Genomic DNA, 20,307 nt, shown 5'->3' on the forward strand with positions numbered 1-20,307 from the left:
CGCTACGGCTGGTTCACCCAGTAGTTGATGAAGGACATGACATCCGGGGTGAACCGGGTGCCGCTGTTCTGGTTGTTGACCGCTCCGTTGGTGTGGATGCCGGTCACGCACCAGCCGCCGCAGAGCCCGGCCGTGGTGGAGTTGTAGTGGTAGAGCGGCGAGCCGCTCTGGCCGTTGTAGGTGTCGATCTGGTACGACAGGCGGGTCGCGGACTGGCTGGAGATCGGGTCGCCGTCCCACCACATCGTCGCGTACGGCTTGTCGCCGGGGTAGCCCTCGACGTAGAAGTACTGCCCGGTCAGCGTCTCACCGGTGTTGTACCACCAGCCGAACCAGCCCACGGTGTTGCCGATGTCGCACGTCAGCTTGACCAGCCCGTAGTCGTAGTCCGGCGAACCCGTGGAGATCCAGTTCGAGGTGGTCCACACGTCGTTGATGCCGCCGCTGCACGACCCGTACGGCTGGCTGCTGCCGTTCTTGCCCGGGACCGCCGTGTACGAGGTCACCCAGCCGCCTTCGTACACGCAGTGGCCCGCGGTCACCACGACGTCGCGGCTGAGCATGAAGCCGGTGCACTGACCCTGGTTGGTCGACAGGTAGACGATCGAGCGCCACGGGTAGTCCCCCGGCACGCCCTCCCGCACCCGGTCATCGCCGCCGATCACCGAGCCGGCCATGCCGGGGTTCGGCTTGGTGGCACCGGCCCGGGCGCCCACCGCACGACCGGCCGCGCCGGCCGAGGACTTCGCCAGCGCCGCCGCGGCCAGCGACGGCGGGATGGTGATCGTCCTGCCGGCACCGTTGACCATGGTGACCGCGCCGTCCCCGGCCGGTGCCGGGGCTGCCGCTTCGGCGCCGGCCGGAGCGGCGGCCATGATCAGCGCGGTGGCGGCCGTCGCGGTCAGCGCGGCGATGCTCCCGCGACACCAGCGCGTCCACGTCTCACGGTTTCCCGATCGCATAGGAGCTCCCCTCGTTCGCCTCGTCCCGGATCCATTTCCGGGATCGCAGCCGTGGCTTTCGCCACGCGAATGAGGGAAGTCAACGATCAATGGCGTCGAGCAACAACCGCTATGTCGACAGCGAATCTTTCGTGACTGTTCGTATCAGCGGCCCGGAAACGGACTCCGCGCCCGATCTGCAGTGCCGAATTCGCGAGATGAATGATCCACGATTGATGTCCAGGCGGCCGGCGATCGGAAACAGCGGCAGGGATCAACGGAGGGTGGGTGCGGCCTTCGCGAGCTTGGGGGAGAGCTCCGCGCCGGAGCCGAGCACCCGCTTGATCGTCCGGCTGTTGTCCCTCAGGCAGGCGACGGTTTCCTCCACCCCGGGGCTGTCCGGGACCGTGGCCTCGCCGCTGTCGTAGATCTCGCTCCAGAAGTAGCCGTCGCCCTCGCGGAGCGAGAGCGGCAGGGTCACCACCGCGGTGCCGGCGGGAATTCTGGTCCTGCTGCCGTCGGCCTCGAGGTCGAAACGCAGGCGGTACAGGTGGACCGCGGTCGGGGTCGCGCGCTCGGAGGTGCCGAGGAGCAGGGCGAAGCGGTCCGCCTCGTCGGCCGCCTGCTGCTGGCTCACCGGGACCCGGAACACGTCGCCGGCGGCGGGGGCCGGGGGGAGGACGACGTCGTACGTCGCGGACACGGGTACGGAGTTGCCTTGCGCGCCGCATTGAGAGATCACCGCGGTGTCCTCGACGGTGATGCCCACGCGGGTGATCACGGATCGGCGGGTGCCGCTGTTGTGGACGGTGATCTCGACGGCGGGCGGCGTGAGGGGCGCGTCCGGGTCGTCGGGTTCGCCGGTGTGGAGCGGGTCGCGGACGACCAGGTCGAGGGCGCGGACAGCCGCGGTCTCCACGGGGTAGGAGGACGGTGCCTCCGGTCGCAGCGCCTGGACGGCGGGTGGTGGGTCCCCGCTCGAGAGCATGTCCCGCCAGTCGGGCACCGCGGCCAGCACGCCGACCCCCAGGGCGGCGAAGGACGCCAGGGCCACGAGGGCGGACAGGCCGGGGCGGTTCTCGAGCCGATGGAGAAAACCGCTGCGCGGCGGGGCCGGGCGGGCATCCTCGTCGGGGCCCGGCGGGGAGTCCTGCTCGTCTCCGTCGGCTCGCATCAGCACCACCCGTCCTCGTCGCCCCCGGCTACGACGCCACCAGGCTAGAGGACGGCATCGATCCCCGGGCACCCGGTTTCGCCGGTGGCCGGCGGTGATGAGTTCTGACGCCCGCGCCCGTCATACCAGGGACAGAGCATGGTGAGGCGGAAGGATGGCGCGATGGACACGGACCTGCGGGTGGGGGAGCTCGACGTGATGGGGTTGGATGAGCCGGGCTTCTCCGGGATGGCCGAGCGGCACCGGCGGGAGCTGCACGTGCACTGCTACCGGATGCTCGGGTCGTTCGAGGACGCCGAGGACGCCGTGCAGGAGACGTTCCTGCGGGCCTGGCGGCGCCGGGAGACCTTCGAGGGGCGGTCGACGTTCCGGGCCTGGCTGTACCGCATCGCCACGAACGCGTGCCTGGACCTGCTCGCCAAGCGGCGGCCGGAGCCCGCCACCGGGGGCGAGGTGCGGTGGCTGCAGCCGTACCCGGACCGGTTGCTCGACGAGGTGCCCGCGGGTGACGCGGACGCTCCGGAGGCCGTCGCCGTCGCGCGGGAGACGATCGAGCTGGCGTACCTGGTCGCGGTCCAGCATCTGGCGCCACGGCCGCGGGCCGCGCTGATCCTGCGGGACGTGCTCGGGTGGCCGGCGAAGGAGGTTGCGGAGCTGCTCGGGGACTCGGTCAACTCCGTGAACAGCGCGCTGCAGCGGGCCCGGGCCGGGATGCGGGAGCATCTGCCCGCCGAACGGCAGGACTGGACCGGCGGCGAGGAGGATGCCGGGACGCGGGAGCTGGTACGCCGCTTCACCGAGGCGAGCGTGGCCAAGGACGTCGGTGGGCTCGCCGCGCTGCTGCGGGACGACGTGCGCTGCTCGATGCCGCCCACACCGGGCCTGCACCTCGGCCGCGACGCGGTGGTGAACGACTGGATCCAGGACGGCTTCGAGAGCCTCGGGGCGCTGCGGGCCGTACCGGCCTCGGTGAACCGGCAGCCGGCCGTCGGCTTCTACCTGTGGCGGGAGGACGAGGGCGCGTACGTGCCACTGACGCTCGACGTCCTGCGCATCACCGGCGGGGCGATCACGGAGATCGTGACGTTCCACGCCGACCAGTTCCCGCGGCTCGGCCTTCCGGAGCGGCTGCCGGCGGAGGGTACGGCGTGATGCGCCGCCTCGTCGTCAGCGGCGTCGTCGCCACGCTCGCGGCCATGGCAGCCACCGTCCTCGCCGCAGCGCTCGCCCGGGCCGCCGGTGTGACCTTCGAGATGCCCGCCGGGGGCGAGCCGATCCCGTTGCCGGGGTTCGCGGTGGTGACCGGCTTCTTCTCCGTCGTGGGCCTCGTCATCGCCGGCGCCCTGCAGCGGTGGAGTGCCCGGCCGGTACGGCGGTTCCTGGGGACGGCGACGGCGCTGACGGCTCTCTCGCTGGTCCCGCCCGTACTGTCCGGGTCGGACGCCGCCACTGTCGCCGCACTGATCGGGCTGCACCTCGTCGCCGCGGCGGTGATGATCCCGGCCCTGACGCGCGGCCTGCGGCCGGCCCACGGGGGCGGCGCTCCCGCCATGGCCGTCGTCGATGCTTTCTGCGAAGATCAGGCCCGCACGTAGCGGCGAAGGGGGCTCCACGGATGGCCGAGCAGCGTGAGACGAACGGCGCCGGCGTCGACCTGGGCACCGATCGGCCGCACCCCGCCCGGGTGTACGACTACCTGCTCGGCGGCAAGGACAACTTCGCGGCCGATCGCGAGGCGGCCCAGCGGGGGTTGCAGGCCAACCCGGACAGCCGGATCCCGCCCCGGGAGAACCGGCTGTTCCTGCGCCGGGCCGTACGGTTCCTGGCCGAACAGGGCATCGATCAGTTCCTCGACATCGGCACCGGGATCCCCAGCGCGCCGAACGTCCACCACGTGGCGCAGGAGATCAATCCCCGGTCCCGCGTGGTCTATGTGGACAACGACCCGATCGTGCTGGCACACGCCCGCGCCCTGCTGACCAGCCACCCCGACGGCAGGACCGACTACATCGATGCGGACCTGCGCGACGTCGACACGATCCTCGGTTCGGCGACGCTGCGCGACACCCTCGATCTGGACCGGCCCGTGGGCCTGCTGCTCATCGCGATCCTCCACTTCATCGGCGACGAGCACGATCCGGGGGCGATCGTGGAGCGGCTCCTGGCGGCGCTCCCGCCCGGCAGCTACCTGGCCCTGTCGCACCTCACCGGGGACTTCCGGCCGGAGGCGTGGGAGCAGGTGGCGCAGATCTACCGCCGCCAGGGTGTCACCATGCAGGTCCGCCCGCGGCCGGTGATCGAGCGGTTCTTCACCGGCCTGGAGCTGGTCGATCCCGGGCTGCGGATCCTGCCCGCCTGGCGGCCCGACCTCGGCGACCCCCGTGACCAGCCGGCGCCGGCCGACGACCAGGTCTCCGTCTACGGTGGCGTCGCGCGCAAGCCCGTACCGGCCGCGGACTAGCAGCTCAGCCGTGCGTTGGCGGACCCGCCGCATCCTGACGAAGGCCGGATGGCACGCCGGGCGCTCCATCGACACGTCACCGTGGACGGAAGAATTGACTGCCGACGGATTCCCGCGGCCGCATCCCCTCGCGGTCGCCTTCCTGGCCGAATACGGTGGGCTGCGGATTCCGTACGGCGGGCCGGGGGTGACGCGCGCTCGCGAATCGGTGTCGCTGGTGCCGACGGACTGCACGGGCGAGGGCGACCGGTTCGTCGACTGGAGTCACAGCACCGGCCGCAGCATCGCTCCGATCGGGGTGCTCGCCGGTGACACCCACTCGTGGGCCAACCTCGGCCTCGACGAACACGGCGAGATGTACGCGGTGATCGACGGGCTCGCCACCTTCGGGCGCATGCCGGCGGCGCTCGACCGGCTCGTCCTCGGTTACATGCCCGCCGACATCGCCTGACGCCGCTCCACAGGCGGATGACCCGCGTCGTGCCGATGGCCGTGATCCCCGCCCCGGCGCGGAGCCTCCGGACCGGGGATCGTCGCGGGGTGATCAGTCGGCGGGGGTGAAGCGGGTCCGCCGCTGCCGTGCGAGCAGGAACGCCGCCGCTCCGGCCATCAGCAGTCCCACGCCCGTCACGGCGACCACCGTCGTGGCGGAGCCGGTGACCGGCAGGCCGCCGTCGTCGCCACCGCCGGAGCCGGTGCCGGGAGCGGGGGCCGACGCGGAGGGGCCGGCCGTGGCGCCCGGCTGGTCACCGCCGGCGGACGGGGACGGCGTCGGCGCGCTCGGTGCGGCCGTCGGCTCGCCGGTGCGCTCGAGCTTGAAGGTGAAGTCGTCCGGCTCCACCTTGACGTTGACCTGCGCGTGGGACACCTCGCCCGTCCGCCAGCCGGCGGGCGCGGTGACCTTCAGGTCGTACCGGCCGACCTGGGTGCCCGTCAGCCGGGCGTTGCCGGCGGCGTCGCTGGTGATCCGCGCCGAGACGTTGCCGGGGCTGTTGGAGAGCTCGGTGAACTCGACGACGGCCCCGGGGACGCCGGCGTTGGTCCCGGCGTCGACGACGTGGACCGTGTAGTCGCCGGCCCGGCCCGGGACCCGGATGCTGCGGTACGCGATGTTGTCGTTGATGTTCTTGTCGGTGTTGGCGGCGGCGAGGAAGTACAGCACCTGGATGTACCCGTCGGTGAGCGCCTTCTCCGGGATGGTGCCGGTGCGGGTGAGCACCTTGGACTCCCCGGCCGCGAGGTCGAAGGCGGGGCCGCCGGCGAGGGCGGGCGACGTCCAGGTCAGGGCGTCGTCCCATTCCCGCCGCACCGACACGTCCTCGGCCGTCGCGGTGCCGGTGTTGGACACCGTGACCGTGACCGTCACCGTGTCGCCGACCTTGCCGGTCTCCTGGCTGAACGCGACGGCGGTCCTGACGTCGGGCTGCGCCTCCGCCGCGCGTGCCGGCGAACCGAGCGCCACCGACGCGAGTCCGGCGGTCACGGCCAGCGCCGCTCCGGTCAACGTACGAACGGACATCCATTGCTCCCCGTGATCGATCGACGAACCGGTGCAGCGTAGACCAACCGCCGTCGATGGGGAGCCGGTGGTCAGGCGGCGCGGGGGAAGTGGTCCGGCGGAGAGACGGTGATCCGGTCCAGGGTCTCCGCGTCGGTCGCGTACTGGGCGTGGAGGGTGAAGCTGGTCAGGAGCCACCTGTCCCAGGGACCGTAGTCGCCGAGGAAGCGGTCGCGGTACGGGTCGCCCGTCTCGTCCGGGCGGCCGAGCATCGCCCACAGGCTGCTGCGCCGGGCCACGTGCCCGCCGCCGCCGGGAATCTCGCCCCGGTACGCCTCGAAGCCATCGTCGCCGTGGAAATGCAGGAACACGGTTGTCACCGTGCCGTGGGCGTCCGCCGCGAGCTCCACGCCGGTCTCACGGGCGAGGTACGAGCGGGAGAGCGCCGCCCCGGAGCTGGGCACGAGGCCGTACTCCGCACAGATCCGCTGGGTGCGGGCCTCGAGCACGCTGCGGCCCAGCAGCTGGGTGACATCGGTACGCCCGACCCGCCGCGCGGCGGCCGGAGCCGGAGCCGGGGTGGGGCGCTGGCTGGGGGCGTACAGGGGCTCGTTGGAGCAGCCGGAACGCGGGCCCGGCTTGGCGCCGTACCGGTCCTCGGAGCGCGAGGCCCGCGTCCCGTGCTGTTCGGCACGACGCTCGGAACCAGGCTCGGCTCGACGCTCGGGGAAACCCATGGTGACACTCCACGACGGTTGATCACGGTGAGCGTTCGGGCCACCACCGTAAGCCGCGTCCGGATCCGCCTCAACCGGACGAACGGGCGATGACCGCCATCATTTGGTTCCCCCTGGACGGCCGGCTCAACCGTGGCGTCCGGCCGCCGATTCCTTTCCGCGCCGTTCGCGTACCCGTCACGGCGTCGTCGCCACCCGGTCGCGGTGATCGTTTGGACTCCTGGCGGGAGGCTGGCGAACCGCGCCGGCGCCCGCGGACAGGAGGAGAACGTGGCAGACCGCCGACAGGTGCTGCGCTTGTCAGCGCTGGCCGCCGGAGCGCCCGCGGTGCTGGGAGCGACCGCGGCTCCCGCGCCGGCCGGACCGCACCCGCACGGGCCCGGCCACGGCCGGCAGCCGTCCCTGGTCATCGGGCACCGCGGCGCGTCCGGGTACCGGCCCGAGCACACGCTGGCCTCGTACGAGCTGGCCGCCCGCATGGGCGCGGACTTCATCGAACCGGACCTGGTGGCCACCAAGGACCACGTGCTGGTGGCCCGGCACGAGCCGGAGATCGGCGGTACGACCGACGTCGCGTCCCGCCCGGAGTTCGCGTCGCGGCGGCGCACGGTGGTGCTCGACGGCGTCACGACGACCGGCTGGTTCACCCACGACTTCACGCTCGCCGAGCTGAGGACGCTGCGGGCCACCGAGCGCATCCCCCAGGTGCGCCAGCACAACACCCTCTACGACGGGCTGTTCCGGGTGCCGACCTTCCAGGAGGTGCTGGACCTGCGCAAACGCCTCTCCCGCGAGCTGGACCGGGAGATCGGCGTGTACCCGGAGACCAAGCATCCGACGTACTTCCGCGGGCTCGGGCTGGAGCTGGAGACGCCGCTGGTGCGGACGCTGCGCCGCAACGGGCTGGACCGCCGCGACGCCCCGGTGTTCGTGCAGTCGTTCGAGGCGGGGAACCTGCGGCTGCTGCACGAGCAGTACAAGCTGCGCACGCCGATGGTGTTCCTGACCAGCGCGAGCGGTTCCCCGTACGGCGATCCGCGCAGTTACGCCGACTACCTCACCCCGGCGGGCCTGCGCGAGCTGGCCCGTTACGCGCACGGCATCGGGCCGGACAAGAACCAGGTGATCGGGCGCAACGCCGACGGCACCCTGGGTACGCCGACCAGCCTCGTCGGCGATGCGCACGCGGCCGGGCTGGTGGTGCACCCGTACACGTTTCGCGCGGAGAACCAGTTCCTGCCGGCTGACTACCGGGTGGGCACCGACCCCGCCGCGTACGGGCGCGCCATCGACGAGCAGGTCGCCTTCCTGCGTACCGGAATCGACGGCCTCTTCACCGACCAGGCCGACATCGGCGTCCTGGCCCGCAGCGTGGCGTTCCAGCCGGCCTAGGGCGAGAACCGCCTCGCCAGCTCGGTGCGGGAGCGGACGCCGAGCCGCGCGAACACGTTACGCAGGTGGTGGTCGACGGTCCGCGGGCTCAGGTAGAGCTGCTGGGCGATCTCCCGGTTGGTGGCCCCGCCGGCCACCAGCCGGGCGATCCGCTCCTGCTGGGCGGTGAGTTCCGCGGTCGGCGGCCGATCGGGTACGGGGGCCCCGGCCGCGCGCAGCTCCACATCGGCCTGTGCCGCCCACGGCCGCGCGTCGAGCAGGGTGAACGTCTCGGCCGCGCTGCGCAGGTGCTCCCGGGCGGCTCCCGGGCGTCGGCGGCGGCGCAGCTCCCGGCCGTAGAGCAGCTCGGTGTGGGCTCGCGCGAAGTCGCCGTCGCCGCGCAGGTGCTGGGCCAGCGCCTCCCGGAAGTGGCCGTCGGCGGTGTCGCCGTCCGCCGCGACCAGCGCCCGGCACCGCGACCGCAGCGCCAGCCACGGCGGCTGCCCGGTGCCGGTCGTCCACCGCTCGAACGGGACGAGGGCGGCCAGGATCCGCGGTCCGGGCCCGGGACGGCCGCCGCGCCACGCCGCCTCGACGAGGTGTGGGGTGGCCGCGACCTGCAGCACCGCGTTGCCGTGCCCGGACCGGGCGACCATGATCCGGTCGAGCCGCTCCACCGTGGCGGCGGGGCGTCCCTCGATGAGGTCCAGCAGGGCCAGCGCCCACTCGCACAGCGCCCGCGCCTGGCCCGGCCCGGCCGTGCTGTCGTGGGTGCCGGCCTGGCGTACCCGTAGCGTCGCGGTCTCCCGGTCGCCCAGCAGGGCGGCCAGTACGGCCAGGATGCCGAAGTGGACCTGCGCCGGCCCGGGCTGGCCGGTCGCCGCGGCCAGGGTGGCGCCCTCGGTGGCGTCGGCGGTCGCCGCGTCGTAGTGGCCGGCGGCCAGGCCCGCGAAGGCGGCGATCTCCAGGCCGTGCGGCACGAGCGCCAGCTCCCCTCGGGTACGGGCGATCCGCACGGCCCGCGCCGCCAGGGCGTGCGCGGCCGGGCCGTCACCGACGAGGATGCCGGCCGTGGCGGCCCGGACGAGCGCGGCCGGGTCGTCGACGCGGGTGGCGAGGCGCAGCACGTGCCGCAGGTGGCGAGGCGCAGCACGTGCCGCAGGTGGCCGAAGCCGGTCGCGTAGTCACCGGCGTACAGCTCGGACAGGCCGGCCACCTGGTCGAAGGCGAGTTCCAGCGCGGGCGGCTCGGTGCCGCGGCGCAGCGCGAGGACCCGCCGGGCCACCTCGGCGTACCGGGCGTGGTCGCCCGCGCGCTGCAGGGCCTCGCCGGCGAGCAGCAGGGCGTCCAGCGACGCGGCGATGTCGTCCGCGGCGAGCAGGGCCGCGGCCGTGAGCAGGTCGTCGAGGCCGTCGCCGGGGCCGCCCGCGCGGACCTCCATCTCGCCGGTCAGCCGCCGGGACCGGGCCTGCGTGCGCGGGACGTGGGCCACCTCGCGCAGCAGCGCCCCGGCCTCGTGCGGCCGGCCGGCCATCCAGGCCTGCCGGGCGGCCGCGACCAGGGCGTCCGCGGACACGTCCGGCGCGGTGGTCAGCCGGGCCGCGTGGCGCAGCGCCGTGGCCGCGTACGCCGGAGGGGCCGCGCGGGCGGCGGCCAGCAGCTCCCCGGCGAGCGCGTCGTCGCATCCCGGCGTGGCGGCGGCGCGGTGCAGCAGCGCGCGTGGACCGCCGGCGTGGGCCAGCCACGCGTGGACCGCGCGTCGCTCGTCCGCGGGAGCGTCGTAGTACACCACCCACCGCAGGACGGCCGGGACGAACTCCACCTCGTCGTCGTGCACCCGGACCAGCCCGGCGTCCTCGGCGAGGCGCAGCTCGCCGTCCGCGTGCTGCGGATCGGCCGCGGCGATCAGCAGTGCCGAGCGGACGGTCCCGGGCAGCGCGGCGAGGGCGGCCCGCAGCCGGCGGCCCAGGGCGCTCGCGGGCGGCAGGGTCACCGGCGGCGGCGCCTCGCCGCGGATCTGCTGCGGCGTGAGCGCCGCGGCCAGGTCGGCCAGCGCGGCCTCGTCCCCGCCGGCCAGTTCGAGCAGCGCGCCGGCCAGGTCCGGCGGCAGCGTCGCCGCCACAGATTCCTGCACTAGAGGTGCAAAGACCATGTCGACAAGTGTCGATGCTGCGAGGCCGGGCGGCAAGGCCGGTGATTTCACCGATGTGTCAAAACCATTGCCGCCGCAGGCTGCGAGGAACCCGATCCCCTGGAGGTTCCATGCGCCGGATGTTCGCTCTCGTGATCGCCGTCGTGGCCGCGCTCGCCGCCGTGCCGGCCACCCCGGCCGCCGCGGCCGCCCGTACGCCGGTCGTGTTCGTGCACGGCTACACCGGGAACGCCTCGAACTGGACCACGGCCGAATCGCTGTTCCGGGCGGCCGGCTACAGCAGCAGCGAGCTGTACGCGTACGAGTACAACTCCTACGGCGACAACGTCACCAACGCCCGCGGCCTCGCCACCTTCGTCAGCCAGGTCCGCAGCCGCACCGGGGCGGCCAAGGTCGACATCGTCAACCACTCGATGGGCGGCCTGGTCAGCCTCTGGTACGTCAAGCAGCTCGGCGGCGCCCAGTACGTGAGCCACCTGGCCTCGCTGGCCGGCGCCAACCACGGCACCACCTCGGCGGGCGCCTGCCTGATCTTCATCACCTGCCAGCAGATGTACCCGGGCTCCTCGTTCATCGCCACCCTCAGCGCGGGCGACGAGACGCCGGGCAGCACCCGCTACGCCACGTGGTACTCGCCCTGCGACGGCGTGATCATCCCGTACACCAGCACGGTCCTCAGCGGGGCGACGAACAACTACGTGCTCTGCGAGAACCACCTCACGTACCTGACCGACACCTCGATCCTCACCCAGGTCCGCACCTTCCTGGCCAGCTGAGCACCGCCGCCGGGCCGCGCGTCCTCACCGGGCGCGCGGCCCGCCGGTACGGTGTGGCGGTGGTCGCCGCACTCGAGCTCTACCTGGACGTCGACGCCACCCGGCGCATCCGCACGCTGTGGCAGGCCCTGGAATCCGAGGGCGTCCCGACCATGGCGTCGCTGCACGAGCGCCACCGCCCGCACGTGTCCCTCGCCGCCGCGCGCACGCTGCCGCCGGAGACCATCGCCGCCGCGCTGCGGGGCATGGAGGTCGGCCGCGGGCTGACCCTCGACCTGGACTTCGCCGGTCAGTTCGTCGGGCGCGTGCTGTGGCTGGGCGTCACCGTCACCGAGGAGCTGCTCGCGCATCACCGGGCGGTCCACGACCGGCTGGCCGCGGCCGGGGTCGAGGTCTGGGACCATTACCGGCCCGGGCGGTGGGTGCCGCACTGCACGGTCTCGATGCGCGTGCCCAACCCCGTGATGGGCGCGGCCGTCCGCCGCTGCCTGGAGATTCTTCCCGTACGCGCACAGGTCGTCGGCGCCGCCGTCACGGACCACGCGAACGACATCTCGCACCCGCTGCAGGCGGTGGCGCGGTGAGCGTACGGCGCACGTACGACACGGTGGCGCGGGCGTACGACGAGGCGCTGCGCGACGAGCTGGAGCACAAGCCGCGTACCTGGTCGCCCGCCGGTCAGCCGAGCCCTAGCCGGTCCCGGGCGGACGGCCAGCCGCGCAGTGCGGCCCGGACGTCCGGATGCTGCTCCCCGGTCACCGCCTGCGCGTACGCGTCGTCCAGCACCTCGCCGATCGTCACCGGGCGGCCGCGGTCGCTGGAGTGGATCGCCGCTTCCACCATCGCCAGGCTCGGCACGTTCTCGTGGATCTCGCCCATCGGGGTGGTCCCGGTCGCCAGCGCGTCGGCGAAGACCCGCAGCGCGCCCGCGATCCCCTCGTACGGCGGCACCGGCCCGTCCACCGCCGGCCCGGCCGGCTCGTCGGCCGCGGGCCCGGCCGGCTCGTTCTCGCCGTCCCACGTCGCCGTGCCGTGCTCGCCGTTGATCCGCCACATGCCGTTCCACGACGTCTCGGAGCCGGGCGTGCACCAGCTGCCGTGGTAAACGTAGCGGGCGCCGCCGGTCATCTCGAAGACGGCGGCCGCGCAGGCGTCCCCGGCGTACCAGCTCCACGACGGGTTCCAGGTCCGGCAGCTGACCTCGACCGGTTCGGCGGCGAGCACGAACCGGGCGGCGTCGAAGGCGTGGACGGCCATGTCGGTGAGCAGCGGCTGGGCCATCTGCTCGCGGAAGCCGCCGAAGTGCGGCGCGCGGAAGAAGTCCGTGCCGGCCGAGGCGACGCCGCCCAGCCGCGCGGTCATCGCGCGGAGCCGGAACAGCCGGGGGTTCCAGCGCCGGGACTGGCTGACCATGAACAGCTGCCCGCTCACCTCGGACGCCGCACACAGCGACAGGGCCCGGGCGAGCGTGTCGGCGGCGGGTTTCTCGCCGAGCACGGGGAGGCCGGCGAGGAGCGCGGCCGTGGTCACGGGGTGGTGCGCCTCCGGGACGGTCACGTCGATCACGGCCCGCGCGCCGGTCTGCGCGGCCAGCGCCACCACGTCGGTGCCGACCGGCAGGCCGGGGGCCGCGCGCCGGGCCGTGCCGAGGTCGAGGTCGGCCACGCCGGTGAGCTCGACGGCCGGGTCGGCGGCGATCGCGGCGAGCCACGCCCGGCCCATCGCGCCGGCGCCGGCCAGGACGACCGGGAGCGCCATCAGGTGAAGTCCCCGGTCGCGTGGCGGCGCAGCGCCGGCAGGTCGCGGCCGGGGCGGTCGCTGCGGGCCCACCGTACGCCGTTGGCGATGACCCGGCGCACGTCCGGATGGTGGTAGGTGGGGTAGTCCTGGTCACCGGGGCGGAAGTAGAAGATGCGGCCGTGCCCGCGGCGCCAGGTGCAGCCGCTGCGGAACACCTCGCCGCCGCTGAACGAGCTGATGAAGACGAGCTCGTCGGGCGGGGGAACGTCGAAGAACTCGCCGTACATCTCGTCCTCGTCGATGACCAGCGGCTGCGGGACGCCCTGCGCGATGGGATGGGTGGGGTCCACGGTCCAGATCAGCTCGCGGTCGTGCTCGTTGCGCCAGCGCAGGGTGCACGTGGTGCCCATGAGGCCGGTGAAGACCTTGGACCAGTGCGCGGAGTGCAGCGCGACCAGGCCCATGCCGGCGAGCACGTGCCGGCGTACCCGCTCGGCGACCTCGTCGGACACCTCGTCGTGCGCGGCGTGGCCCCACCAGGTCAGCACGTCCGTGGCGGCGAGCACGTCCTCGGTGAGGCCGTGCTCCGGCTCGTCGAGGGTGGCCGTACGGATCTCGCCGTCGAGGTGTTCGCGCAACCCGGCGGCGATCGTCTCGTGCATCCCGGCCGGATAGATCGCGCGGACGTGCTCCTCGGCGCGCTCGTGCCGGTTCTCGCCCCATACCGTGACCCGGATCGGCGGCACAGCAGTCTCCTCCCGTTCGATCGTCGAAGCGTATCGACGATTCCCGGGAGCGGCCCGTCAGGCGGCCAGGCGTACCCCGCCGCCGTTGCGCTTGGCCTGGTACATCGCCGCGTCGGCGCCGCGCATCAGGGTGGCCATGTCGCCGGCGTCGGACGGGAACAGCGCGATGCCGATGCTGGCGCCGACGTGCACCTTGCCGCCGTCGATGTCGTACGGCTGCCGCAGCCGCTCGTGGATGCGCCCGGCGATCGCGGCGGCCGACGTCTCGTCCGGGTTGCGGGTCAGCAGGATCGCGAACTCGTCCCCGCCCAGCCGCGCGACGACGTCGTTGTCCCGTACGGCCGCCTGCAGCCGCTGGCCGACGGCCTGCAGCAGGGCGTCGCCGGCGTGGTGCCCGACGGTGTCGTTGACCCGCTTGAAGCCGTCCAGGTCCAGCAGGAGCAGCGCGATCCGGCCGCCGGTGGCCATCGCGATGTCGACCTCCCGCTCGGCGCGGTCCAGCAGGTGGGTACGGTTCGGCAGCCCGGTGAGCGCGTCGTGGTACGCCTGCCGGGTCAGCTCGGCGACGTGCATCTGTTCCTGCTGGCGCATGCGGGCGCTGTCGACGATCAGCGCGCCCTCCATGGCGACCTGGCGGGCCAGCGTCTGGTCCCGGCTGGTCCACGCGCGCGGGCCGCTGGAGTCGCCGCACATCACCACGCCGACCGGTCCGGCCGCCGACAGCAGGGGCATGGACAGGAACGAGCGCAGCTGCAGCGTCTCGACGAAGCCGCCGTGGCGGAACTCGCCCTGGGTGGCGTCGCCGACGAGCACCGGCCCGTTGGTGGCCATCATCGCCTTCCACACCGGCGAGTCCGTGGCCAGCTTGCCCAGCAGGTTCCCGCGCAGCCGGGCGCTCACGTCCTCGTTCAGGCCGACCCCGCCGACGTACCGGATGGTGTTGTCGGGGCCGATGAGGTGCACGGCGGCGTACTCGGTACGGAACGCCTCCCCGGTGGCCTTGGCGAGCAGCATCCCGGCGGCCTCGACCGAGGTGGCCGTCGAGCCCTCCTCGAAGAGGCTGCGGATCGTGGCGTTGGCGCGGGTGGTGAACTGCTGGTGCACCTCCGCGGAGAGCACCTGGAGGGTGGCCGCGACCTGCAGGGCCGTACCGGCGGCGGTCTCCGGGCGCAGGTGCTCCAGGGCCGTGCCGGTGAGCACGAGCACGCCCACGGTCTGCCCGCCGATGCGCAGGCGGATGGCCGTACGATCGCCGACCTGCACGGGCGGGGCGCCGGCGGAGACCCGGAAGACCCGGCCCGCGATGCGCAGGTCGTCGCCGGCGGGCGAGCCGATGGTGGCGGCGGGGCGCAGGCTGCCGTCGTCGGGGTCGAGCGTGAAGACGGTCGCCGCGGTCATCCCGCACGGGTCGCTGAGCCGGCGGTCGATGATCCCCAGGATGTGGCCCAGCGAGGGGATGTCGCGGGTCATGACCTCCACGAGGTCGGCCAGCAGCCGGGTCTGCTCGTCGAGGGCGAGCGGGGATGCGGACAGGGTGAGGTCGCCACCACCCGTACGCATCTCGCTGCCGACCGTCACGGACCCAAGGATCGGCAGCCGGGCGACGCGCCTGAGCATCCGGGCGGCGCCGTGGTGCGAGACACGACGGATTACCGTTCCAGGATCCGGGCACGCGTGCGCCCGGCAACCACGAGAGGGAGTACGACATGAGGGTGTGCGTCGTCGGCACCGGCTATGTGGGCCTCACCACGGGTGTCTGCCTGGCGTTCCTCGGCCACGACGTCACCTGCGTCGACCTCGACCAGGCCAAGGTCGACCTGCTCGCCTCCGGGCGCTCGCCCATCTACGAGCCGCACATGGACGCGCTGCTGGTGGACTCGGCCGACCGGCTCACGTTCACGACCGACTACAGCGCGGCGGTGCCGGACGCCGACGTCGTGTTCATCGCCGTGCAGACCCCCTCGCTGCCCGACGGCAACCCGGATCTCACCTACCTGCGCTCGGCCGCGGAGAGCGTCGGGAAGCACATCGCCGGCGAGTTCACGGTCGTGGTGAACAAGTCGACCGTGCCGATCGGCAGCAGCAACTGGGTCGACTCGATCCTGCGGGAGTCGTTCGAGCGTACGCACGAGCGGCGCAGCGACGGCGAGTTCTCGGTCGCCTCGAACCCGGAGTTCCTGCGCCAGGGCGCCGCGATCCAGGACACCCTGTACCCCGACCGGGTGGTCGTGGGCTCGGACAACCCCCGCAGCCTCGACGTGCTCAACCGCCTCTACCGCACCCTGCTGAACCAGACTTTCACCCCGCCGACGTACCTGCCGCGCCCGGGCGAGCTGGGCGCGGTGCCGATGGTCTCCACCGACCTGGCCTCCGCCGAGCTGATCAAGTACGCGGCCAACGCCTTCCTCGCCCTCAAGATCAGCTTCGCGAACGAGATCGGCCAGCTCGCCGGCCGGGTCGGCGCGGACATCACCCAGGTCACCCGGGGCATCGGGCTGGACGCGCGGATCGGGCCGCGGTTCCTGCAACCGGGCATCGGCTGGGGCGGCTCGTGCTTCGGCAAGGACACCGCCGCGCTGATCGCCACGGCGGCCGAGTACCACCACGAGATGCCGATCGTGACCGCCGCCCGGCAGGTCAACCAGCTCCAGCGGCGCCTCGTCGTGGACCGGCTGCTCGAGGAGCTGCGCATTCTCAAGGGCCGCCGGATCGGGCTGCTCGGGCTCGCGTTCAAGCCGGACACCGACGACCTGCGCGACGCGCCGGCGCTGGACATCGCCCGGATGCTGCTGGACCGGGGCGCGCGGATCCGGGTGCACGACCCGGTGGCCGCCGAGCGGTTCCGGCGCGAGCAGCCGGACCTGGTGCCGTACCTGGCCGACGAGGTCGAGGACGTCTTCGACGACAGCGACGCGGTGGTGCTGGTGACCGAGTGGGCGCAGTACCAGGACCTGGACTGGGGCAAGTTCGCCGGGCTCATGCGGACGCCGGTCGTGCTGGACGGCCGGCACATCCTGGACCCGCAGCGGCTCACCCGGCTGGGTTACCGCTACCTGTCGGTCTCCGGCTCACACTGAGCCGGCCGGAACCGCACAGGTTCCTGACATCGCGGTGCCATTCTGCGCCGCATGCGATTCACCGTTCACGTCCTCACCGCGGGATTGGCGGCGTTGCTGCTCGCCGCCGGCCTCGTCGCCGTCCGGCTGCAGGCGTCGGCGCCGGAGATGCCGCAGGTCGTCGTGTACATCCCGCCGGCCGCCGGCGCCGCGGACGGACCCGGCGGCCCGGTCACGGCAGGAGGTCGCGCCACGCCCTGACCAGCGCCGCGTCCACCGGGGCGTCCCAGCGGCCGTCCGGGCGTACGGCGCCCCCGGTGTGGAAGGCGTCGACGCCGGCGGCGGCCAGCGGCGCGACGTGGTGCGGCCGCAATCCGCCCCCGGCCAGCACGCGCGGGGTGCGCCCGGCCTCGGCGCACAGCGTCGCGAGCCCGGCGCCGACGCCCCCGGGGCCGCCGCCGGTCAGCACGAAGTCGAGCCCGGGCAGACCCCGCAGCGCCTCCCACGCGGCGACGCGGTCGGCGGCGTGGTCCAGCGCCCGGTGGAACGTCCAGCGGCAGCCGTCGATCGCGCCGAGCACCGCCTCGACGGCGGCCACGTCGACCGCGCCGGCGGCGTCGAGGAACCCGAGCACGAACTCGTCCGCGCCGGCGTCGCGCAGCTCGGCCGCGGCCCGGGTGAGGGCGGGCGCGTCGCTGAGGGCGTACCCGTCGTGGCTGCGCAGCATGACCCGGACCGCGAGGCCGGCGACCTGCCGGACCTGCACGAAGGTCTCGACGGCGGGCGTGAGGCCCTGCCGGCTCATGTCGGCGACCAGCTCGACCCGGTCGGCGCCGCCGTCGCGCGCGGCCCGCGCGTCCACGACGTCGAGCGCGATGACTTCCAAGATCGATTCCGGCACGGCGGCATCGTCGCACACCGAGCTGAACGACGAACGCTCAGTGGTGCGCGTCCATGTTGGAAAGTGTCGAAGCATCGAAGTTCTTCGCACGAAATCTTGACGTTACCTGAGCAACCTTGTTGAAATGTGTGAGCTCATGGGTGGTCCACTGACACGCCTCGCGGTGATGCCCATCGTCCACCGTGGGGTGTCGATCTGCGCTGCCCGCGTCACTTCCGCTCCGAAGGGACCACGCGCGTGAACAGACCCCGGACCCGCCGGCGGCACGCCATAACAGTGGCAGCCGTCACCCTCCTGGCCGTGGGAGCCGCCGCACCCGGCGCCGCGCCCGCCGCCGCGGCCGCCGAGCCCACCTGGCACAAGGGCGTCCCGCCGATCGCCACCCCCTGGACCGCGGCCGTGGGTCCCGACAACGCCCTGCCCGAGTACCCGCGCCCGCAGCTGGTGCGCAGCCGCTGGCAGAACCTCAACGGCGTCTGGGAGTTCGCCAAGGCCGAGACCGGTCAGGCCGTACCCGCCGGCCAGTCGCTCGGCGAGCGCGTGCTGGTGCCGTACCCGATCGAGTCGGCGCTGTCCGGCATCGAGCGCCACGAGGACCGCATGTGGTACCGGCGCACGTTCACCGTCCCGTCGGACTGGAAGGTCGGCCGGGGGCAGCGCCTGCTGATGCACTTCGGCGCGATCGACTACGACTCGAAGATCTTCGTCAACGGCAAGCAGGTCGCGACCCACCGCGGCGGCTACGACGGCTTCGACGTCGACGTCACGGACGCGCTGGTCAAGACCGGCCCGCAGGAGCTCATCGTCTGGGCCGAGGACCTCACCGACGCCACCGGCCAGCCCATCGGCAAGCAGCGCCGGGTCGGCGACCGCGGCATCTTCTACCAGGGCAGCTCCGGCATCTGGCGCACGGTGTGGATGGAGCCCGTCGGCGCCTCCAGCATCGCCGACCTCAAGCTGACGCCGGACCTGTCCGCCTCGGCGCTCAAGCTCACCGCGAACACCCTCCGCGGCGAGGGCCTCAAGGTACGCGCGGTCGCGCGCAGCAAGGGCAAGGTCGTCGGCAAGGTCACCGGCGCCGCGGGTACGCAGCTCACGGTGCCCGTACCGAACGCCCACCCGTGGACGCCGGACGACCCGTACCTGTACGACCTCGAGGTGACGCTGCTCAACGGCACCCGCGTCCTCGACACCGTGCAGTCCTACTTCGGCATGCGCGAGATCGGCACGAAGAAGGGCGCGGACGGCAAGCTGCGGATCGCGCTCAACGGCAAGATCCTGTTCAACATGTCCACGCTGGACCAGGGCTTCTGGCCGGACGGCCTGAACACCGCCCCGACCGACGCGGCGCTCAAGTTCGACCTCGAGCAGCACAAGGTCATGGGCTTCAACACGGTCCGCAAGCACATCAAGGTCGAGCCCGACCGCTGGTACTACTGGGCCGACAAGCTGGGCCTGCTGGTCTGGCAGGACATGCCGGCCGCCAACACCGGCCCGATCCCGCCGGAGTGGCGCGACCAGTTCGAGGCCGAGCTGCACGAGATGGTCCGCGAGCACCAGAGCTGGACCTCGATCATCGCCTGGATCCCGTTCAACGAGGGCTGGGGCGAGTGGGACCGGACGGCCACCGGCCGCATCGCCGAGGACGTCAAGAAGCAGGACCCGAGCCGCCTGGTCAACGCGCACAGCGGCGTGAACTGCTGCAACTCCAAGGGTGACTCGGGCAAGGGCGACGTCATCGACTTCCACGAGTACAACAACGGCGGCCCGGCCTCCCCGTCGCCCGACGCCACCCGGGTGTCGATCGACGGCGAGCACGGCGGGTACGGCCTCAAGGTCTCCAACCACATGTGGTTCGGCACCGGGCAGGCGTACGAGATGGAGCCCGACTCCGAGACGCTGACCCGCAAGTACGTCGAGAACCAGCGCAAGGTCATCACGGCGGCGCAGTCGTGCGGTATCAGCGCGGCGATCTACACCCAGATCACCGACGTGGAGGGTGAGCTCAACGGGTTCTGGACGTACGACCGCCAGGTGCCCAAGATGGACTTCACCCAGGTCCGGGCGATCAACCAGGAGATCATCGCCAAGGCGGACGGCAGCGCGTCCAACGTGCCGCAGCCGCCGGCCGGCACGCCCGGCCTGACCGGCGTGTCGTTCTACCCGCTCGACGGCACCGCCGAGGACGCGGCCGGCGACCACGACGGCACCCTCGTCGGCGGCCCGCAGTACGTCGACGCGAAGAAGGGCCAGGGCCTCGACCTCAACGGCTCCTCGCAGTACGTCGACACCGGCGCGCCGATCCTCGACACCGCCTCGGACTACACCGCGTCGGCGTGGGTGAAGCTCGACAAGGCCGACGGCGCGTTCCAGACGATCGTCAGCCAGGACGGTCCCAGCACCAGCGACTTCTTCCTGCAGTACTCCGGCGCCGACCAGCGGTTCGCGATGAGCTTCGCCGGCGTCCGGGCGCTCGGCCCGGTCAAGCCGGAGGCCGGCCGCTGGTACCACCTCACCGGCGTGCGCGACTCGGTCAAGGGCGAGCTGCGCCTCTACGTCGACGGCGAGCTGGCCGGGCGCACCAGCGCCTGCCTGCCGCAGGCCGCGCCGACCGGCAACACGGTGATCGGCCGGGGCAAGTACGGCGGCAACCCCGTCGACTACCTCGACGGCACGGTCGACCAGGTCCACCTGTACGACCGCGCCCTGTCCGCCACCGAGATCAAGGCCCTGTACGACTCGGGCAACTGACCG

At 73.0% G+C, this 20,307-nt stretch carries 20 protein-coding genes; 11 read left to right on the forward strand and 9 right to left on the reverse strand.

The window, feature by feature from the left end; translation table 11 throughout:
• Positions 1-2: 2 nt before the first annotated feature.
• Both IT780_RS38925 and IT780_RS38930 read right to left on the reverse strand, forming a co-directional pair.
• Positions 3-962 carry a trypsin-like serine peptidase gene (locus IT780_RS38925; protein ID WP_199516898.1) on the reverse strand — a complete coding sequence of 320 codons (960 nt, stop codon included), beginning with the start codon at positions 960-962 and terminating at the stop codon, positions 3-5.
• Positions 963-1,215: 253 nt separating this feature from the next.
• Positions 1,216-2,115 carry a hypothetical protein gene (locus tag IT780_RS38930; RefSeq protein WP_199516899.1) on the reverse strand — a complete coding sequence of 300 codons (900 nt, stop codon included), beginning with the start codon at positions 2,113-2,115 and terminating at the stop codon, positions 1,216-1,218.
• Between the two features lie 198 nt (positions 2,116-2,313).
• Here IT780_RS38930 and IT780_RS38935 point away from each other — a divergent pair, with 198 nt between their 5' ends.
• The 4 genes from IT780_RS38935 to IT780_RS38950 are packed head-to-tail and all read left to right on the forward strand — an operon-like array spanning position 2,314 to position 5,027.
• Positions 2,314-3,267, forward strand: coding sequence for an RNA polymerase subunit sigma-70 (locus IT780_RS38935; protein WP_443678603.1), 954 nt, complete (start codon positions 2,314-2,316; stop codon positions 3,265-3,267).
• On the forward strand, positions 3,267-3,710 hold the full coding sequence (locus IT780_RS38940) for a DUF6069 family protein (RefSeq protein WP_233414234.1): 444 nt from the start codon (positions 3,267-3,269) through the stop codon (positions 3,708-3,710). Before IT780_RS38935 ends, IT780_RS38940 begins: the two co-directional genes overlap by 1 nt.
• 20 nt (positions 3,711-3,730) lie before the next feature.
• On the forward strand, positions 3,731-4,576 hold the full coding sequence (locus IT780_RS38945; RefSeq protein WP_199516901.1) for an SAM-dependent methyltransferase: 846 nt from the start codon (positions 3,731-3,733) through the stop codon (positions 4,574-4,576).
• Between the two features lie 10 nt (positions 4,577-4,586).
• Positions 4,587-5,027: an SUKH-3 domain-containing protein gene (locus IT780_RS38950; RefSeq protein WP_199516902.1), complete on the forward strand. Its 441-nt coding sequence runs from the start codon at positions 4,587-4,589 to the stop codon at positions 5,025-5,027.
• A 93-nt stretch (positions 5,028-5,120) separates the two neighbouring features.
• Here IT780_RS38950 and IT780_RS38955 read toward each other — a convergent pair whose 3' ends face one another.
• Positions 5,121-6,095, reverse strand: a complete 975-nt coding sequence (locus IT780_RS38955) for a carboxypeptidase-like regulatory domain-containing protein (protein WP_199516903.1) — start codon at positions 6,093-6,095, stop codon at positions 5,121-5,123.
• A 71-nt stretch (positions 6,096-6,166) separates the two neighbouring features.
• Positions 6,167-6,811, reverse strand: a complete 645-nt coding sequence (locus IT780_RS38960) for a DUF6392 family protein (RefSeq protein ID WP_199516904.1) — start codon at positions 6,809-6,811, stop codon at positions 6,167-6,169.
• Positions 6,812-7,081: 270 nt separating this feature from the next.
• Here IT780_RS38960 and IT780_RS38965 point away from each other — a divergent pair, with 270 nt between their 5' ends.
• Positions 7,082-8,203 (forward strand): glycerophosphodiester phosphodiesterase, encoded by a 1,122-nt coding sequence (locus tag IT780_RS38965; protein WP_199516905.1) that lies wholly within the window; start codon positions 7,082-7,084, stop codon positions 8,201-8,203.
• Here the strand turns inward: IT780_RS38965 and IT780_RS38970 are convergent.
• Entirely contained in the window at positions 8,200-9,309 is a 1,110-nt protein-coding gene (locus tag IT780_RS38970) for a LuxR family transcriptional regulator (RefSeq protein ID WP_199516906.1), read from the reverse strand. The genes IT780_RS38965 and IT780_RS38970 overlap by 4 nt on opposite strands.
• A gap of 35 nt (positions 9,310-9,344) precedes the next feature.
• On the opposite strand from IT780_RS38970, the gene IT780_RS38975 reads away from it, so the two are divergent.
• The 3 genes from IT780_RS38975 to IT780_RS38985 all read left to right on the forward strand — a co-directional run bounded on the left by IT780_RS38975 (position 9,345) and on the right by IT780_RS38985 (position 11,694).
• Positions 9,345-10,319 carry a hypothetical protein gene (locus IT780_RS38975; RefSeq protein ID WP_199516907.1) on the forward strand — a complete coding sequence of 325 codons (975 nt, stop codon included), beginning with the start codon at positions 9,345-9,347 and terminating at the stop codon, positions 10,317-10,319.
• A gap of 134 nt (positions 10,320-10,453) precedes the next feature.
• On the forward strand, positions 10,454-11,110 hold the full coding sequence (locus tag IT780_RS38980) for an esterase/lipase family protein (protein WP_233414235.1): 657 nt from the start codon (positions 10,454-10,456) through the stop codon (positions 11,108-11,110).
• Between the two features lie 59 nt (positions 11,111-11,169).
• The gene (locus tag IT780_RS38985; protein WP_199516909.1) at positions 11,170-11,694 is read left to right on the forward strand and encodes a 2'-5' RNA ligase family protein; all 525 of its coding nucleotides are present in this window, start codon (positions 11,170-11,172) and stop codon (positions 11,692-11,694) included.
• Positions 11,695-11,788: 94 nt separating this feature from the next.
• Here the strand turns inward: IT780_RS38985 and IT780_RS38990 are convergent, their stop codons facing one another.
• Genes IT780_RS38990 through IT780_RS43370 form a run of 3 tightly spaced genes read right to left on the reverse strand, consistent with a single transcriptional unit; the run spans position 11,789 to position 15,174 of the window.
• Positions 11,789-12,868, reverse strand: coding sequence for a Gfo/Idh/MocA family protein (locus tag IT780_RS38990; RefSeq protein ID WP_199516910.1), 1,080 nt, complete (start codon positions 12,866-12,868; stop codon positions 11,789-11,791).
• The gene (locus IT780_RS38995) at positions 12,868-13,596 is read right to left on the reverse strand and encodes a ThuA domain-containing protein (RefSeq protein ID WP_199516911.1); all 729 of its coding nucleotides are present in this window, start codon (positions 13,594-13,596) and stop codon (positions 12,868-12,870) included. Before IT780_RS38995 ends, IT780_RS38990 begins: the two co-directional genes overlap by 1 nt.
• A 57-nt stretch (positions 13,597-13,653) precedes the next feature.
• A complete protein-coding gene (locus tag IT780_RS43370) occupies positions 13,654-15,174 on the reverse strand; it encodes a diguanylate cyclase domain-containing protein (protein ID WP_307831620.1) in 1,521 nt (506 codons plus the stop codon).
• A 128-nt stretch (positions 15,175-15,302) separates the two neighbouring features.
• Between IT780_RS43370 and IT780_RS39005 the strand changes: the two genes are divergently transcribed.
• On the forward strand, positions 15,303-16,673 hold the full coding sequence (locus IT780_RS39005; RefSeq protein WP_199516912.1) for a UDP-glucose dehydrogenase family protein: 1,371 nt from the start codon (positions 15,303-15,305) through the stop codon (positions 16,671-16,673).
• Between the two features lie 51 nt (positions 16,674-16,724).
• The gene (locus tag IT780_RS39010; RefSeq protein ID WP_199516913.1) at positions 16,725-16,913 is read left to right on the forward strand and encodes a hypothetical protein; all 189 of its coding nucleotides are present in this window, start codon (positions 16,725-16,727) and stop codon (positions 16,911-16,913) included.
• Here the strand turns inward: IT780_RS39010 and IT780_RS39015 are convergent.
• Complete coding sequence (locus IT780_RS39015; protein ID WP_307831621.1) at positions 16,885-17,553, reverse strand: copper homeostasis protein CutC; 669 nt, start codon at positions 17,551-17,553, stop codon at positions 16,885-16,887. The two genes, IT780_RS39010 and IT780_RS39015, sit on opposite strands and share 29 nt — an antisense overlap.
• A gap of 237 nt (positions 17,554-17,790) precedes the next feature.
• On the opposite strand from IT780_RS39015, the gene IT780_RS39020 reads away from it, so the two are divergent.
• Complete coding sequence (locus tag IT780_RS39020) at positions 17,791-20,304, forward strand: LamG-like jellyroll fold domain-containing protein (protein WP_199516915.1); 2,514 nt, start codon at positions 17,791-17,793, stop codon at positions 20,302-20,304.
• The last annotated feature ends 3 nt before the right edge of the window (positions 20,305-20,307 follow it).

This window comes from Nucisporomicrobium flavum (assembly GCF_016464385.1).
Taxonomy (GTDB): domain Bacteria; phylum Actinomycetota; class Actinomycetes; order Mycobacteriales; family Micromonosporaceae; genus Actinoplanes; species Actinoplanes flavus_A.

Coding starts and splice junctions, on each gene's coding strand:
- IT780_RS38925 (WP_199516898.1), bottom strand. CDS start 962: ATGCGATCGGGAAACCGTGAGACGTGGACGCGCTGGTGTCGCGGGAGC.
- IT780_RS38930 (WP_199516899.1), bottom strand. CDS start 2,115: ATGCGAGCCGACGGAGACGAGCAGGACTCCCCGCCGGGCCCCGACGAG.
- IT780_RS38935 (WP_443678603.1), top strand. CDS start 2,314: ATGGGGTTGGATGAGCCGGGCTTCTCCGGGATGGCCGAGCGGCACCGG.
- IT780_RS38940 (WP_233414234.1), top strand. CDS start 3,267: ATGCGCCGCCTCGTCGTCAGCGGCGTCGTCGCCACGCTCGCGGCCATG.
- IT780_RS38945 (WP_199516901.1), top strand. CDS start 3,731: ATGGCCGAGCAGCGTGAGACGAACGGCGCCGGCGTCGACCTGGGCACC.
- IT780_RS38955 (WP_199516903.1), bottom strand. CDS start 6,095: ATGTCCGTTCGTACGTTGACCGGAGCGGCGCTGGCCGTGACCGCCGGA.
- IT780_RS38960 (WP_199516904.1), bottom strand. CDS start 6,811: ATGGGTTTCCCCGAGCGTCGAGCCGAGCCTGGTTCCGAGCGTCGTGCC.
- IT780_RS38980 (WP_233414235.1), top strand. CDS start 10,454: ATGTTCGCTCTCGTGATCGCCGTCGTGGCCGCGCTCGCCGCCGTGCCG.
- IT780_RS38990 (WP_199516910.1), bottom strand. CDS start 12,868: ATGGCGCTCCCGGTCGTCCTGGCCGGCGCCGGCGCGATGGGCCGGGCG.
- IT780_RS39005 (WP_199516912.1), top strand. CDS start 15,303: ATGAGGGTGTGCGTCGTCGGCACCGGCTATGTGGGCCTCACCACGGGT.
- IT780_RS39010 (WP_199516913.1), top strand. CDS start 16,725: ATGCGATTCACCGTTCACGTCCTCACCGCGGGATTGGCGGCGTTGCTG.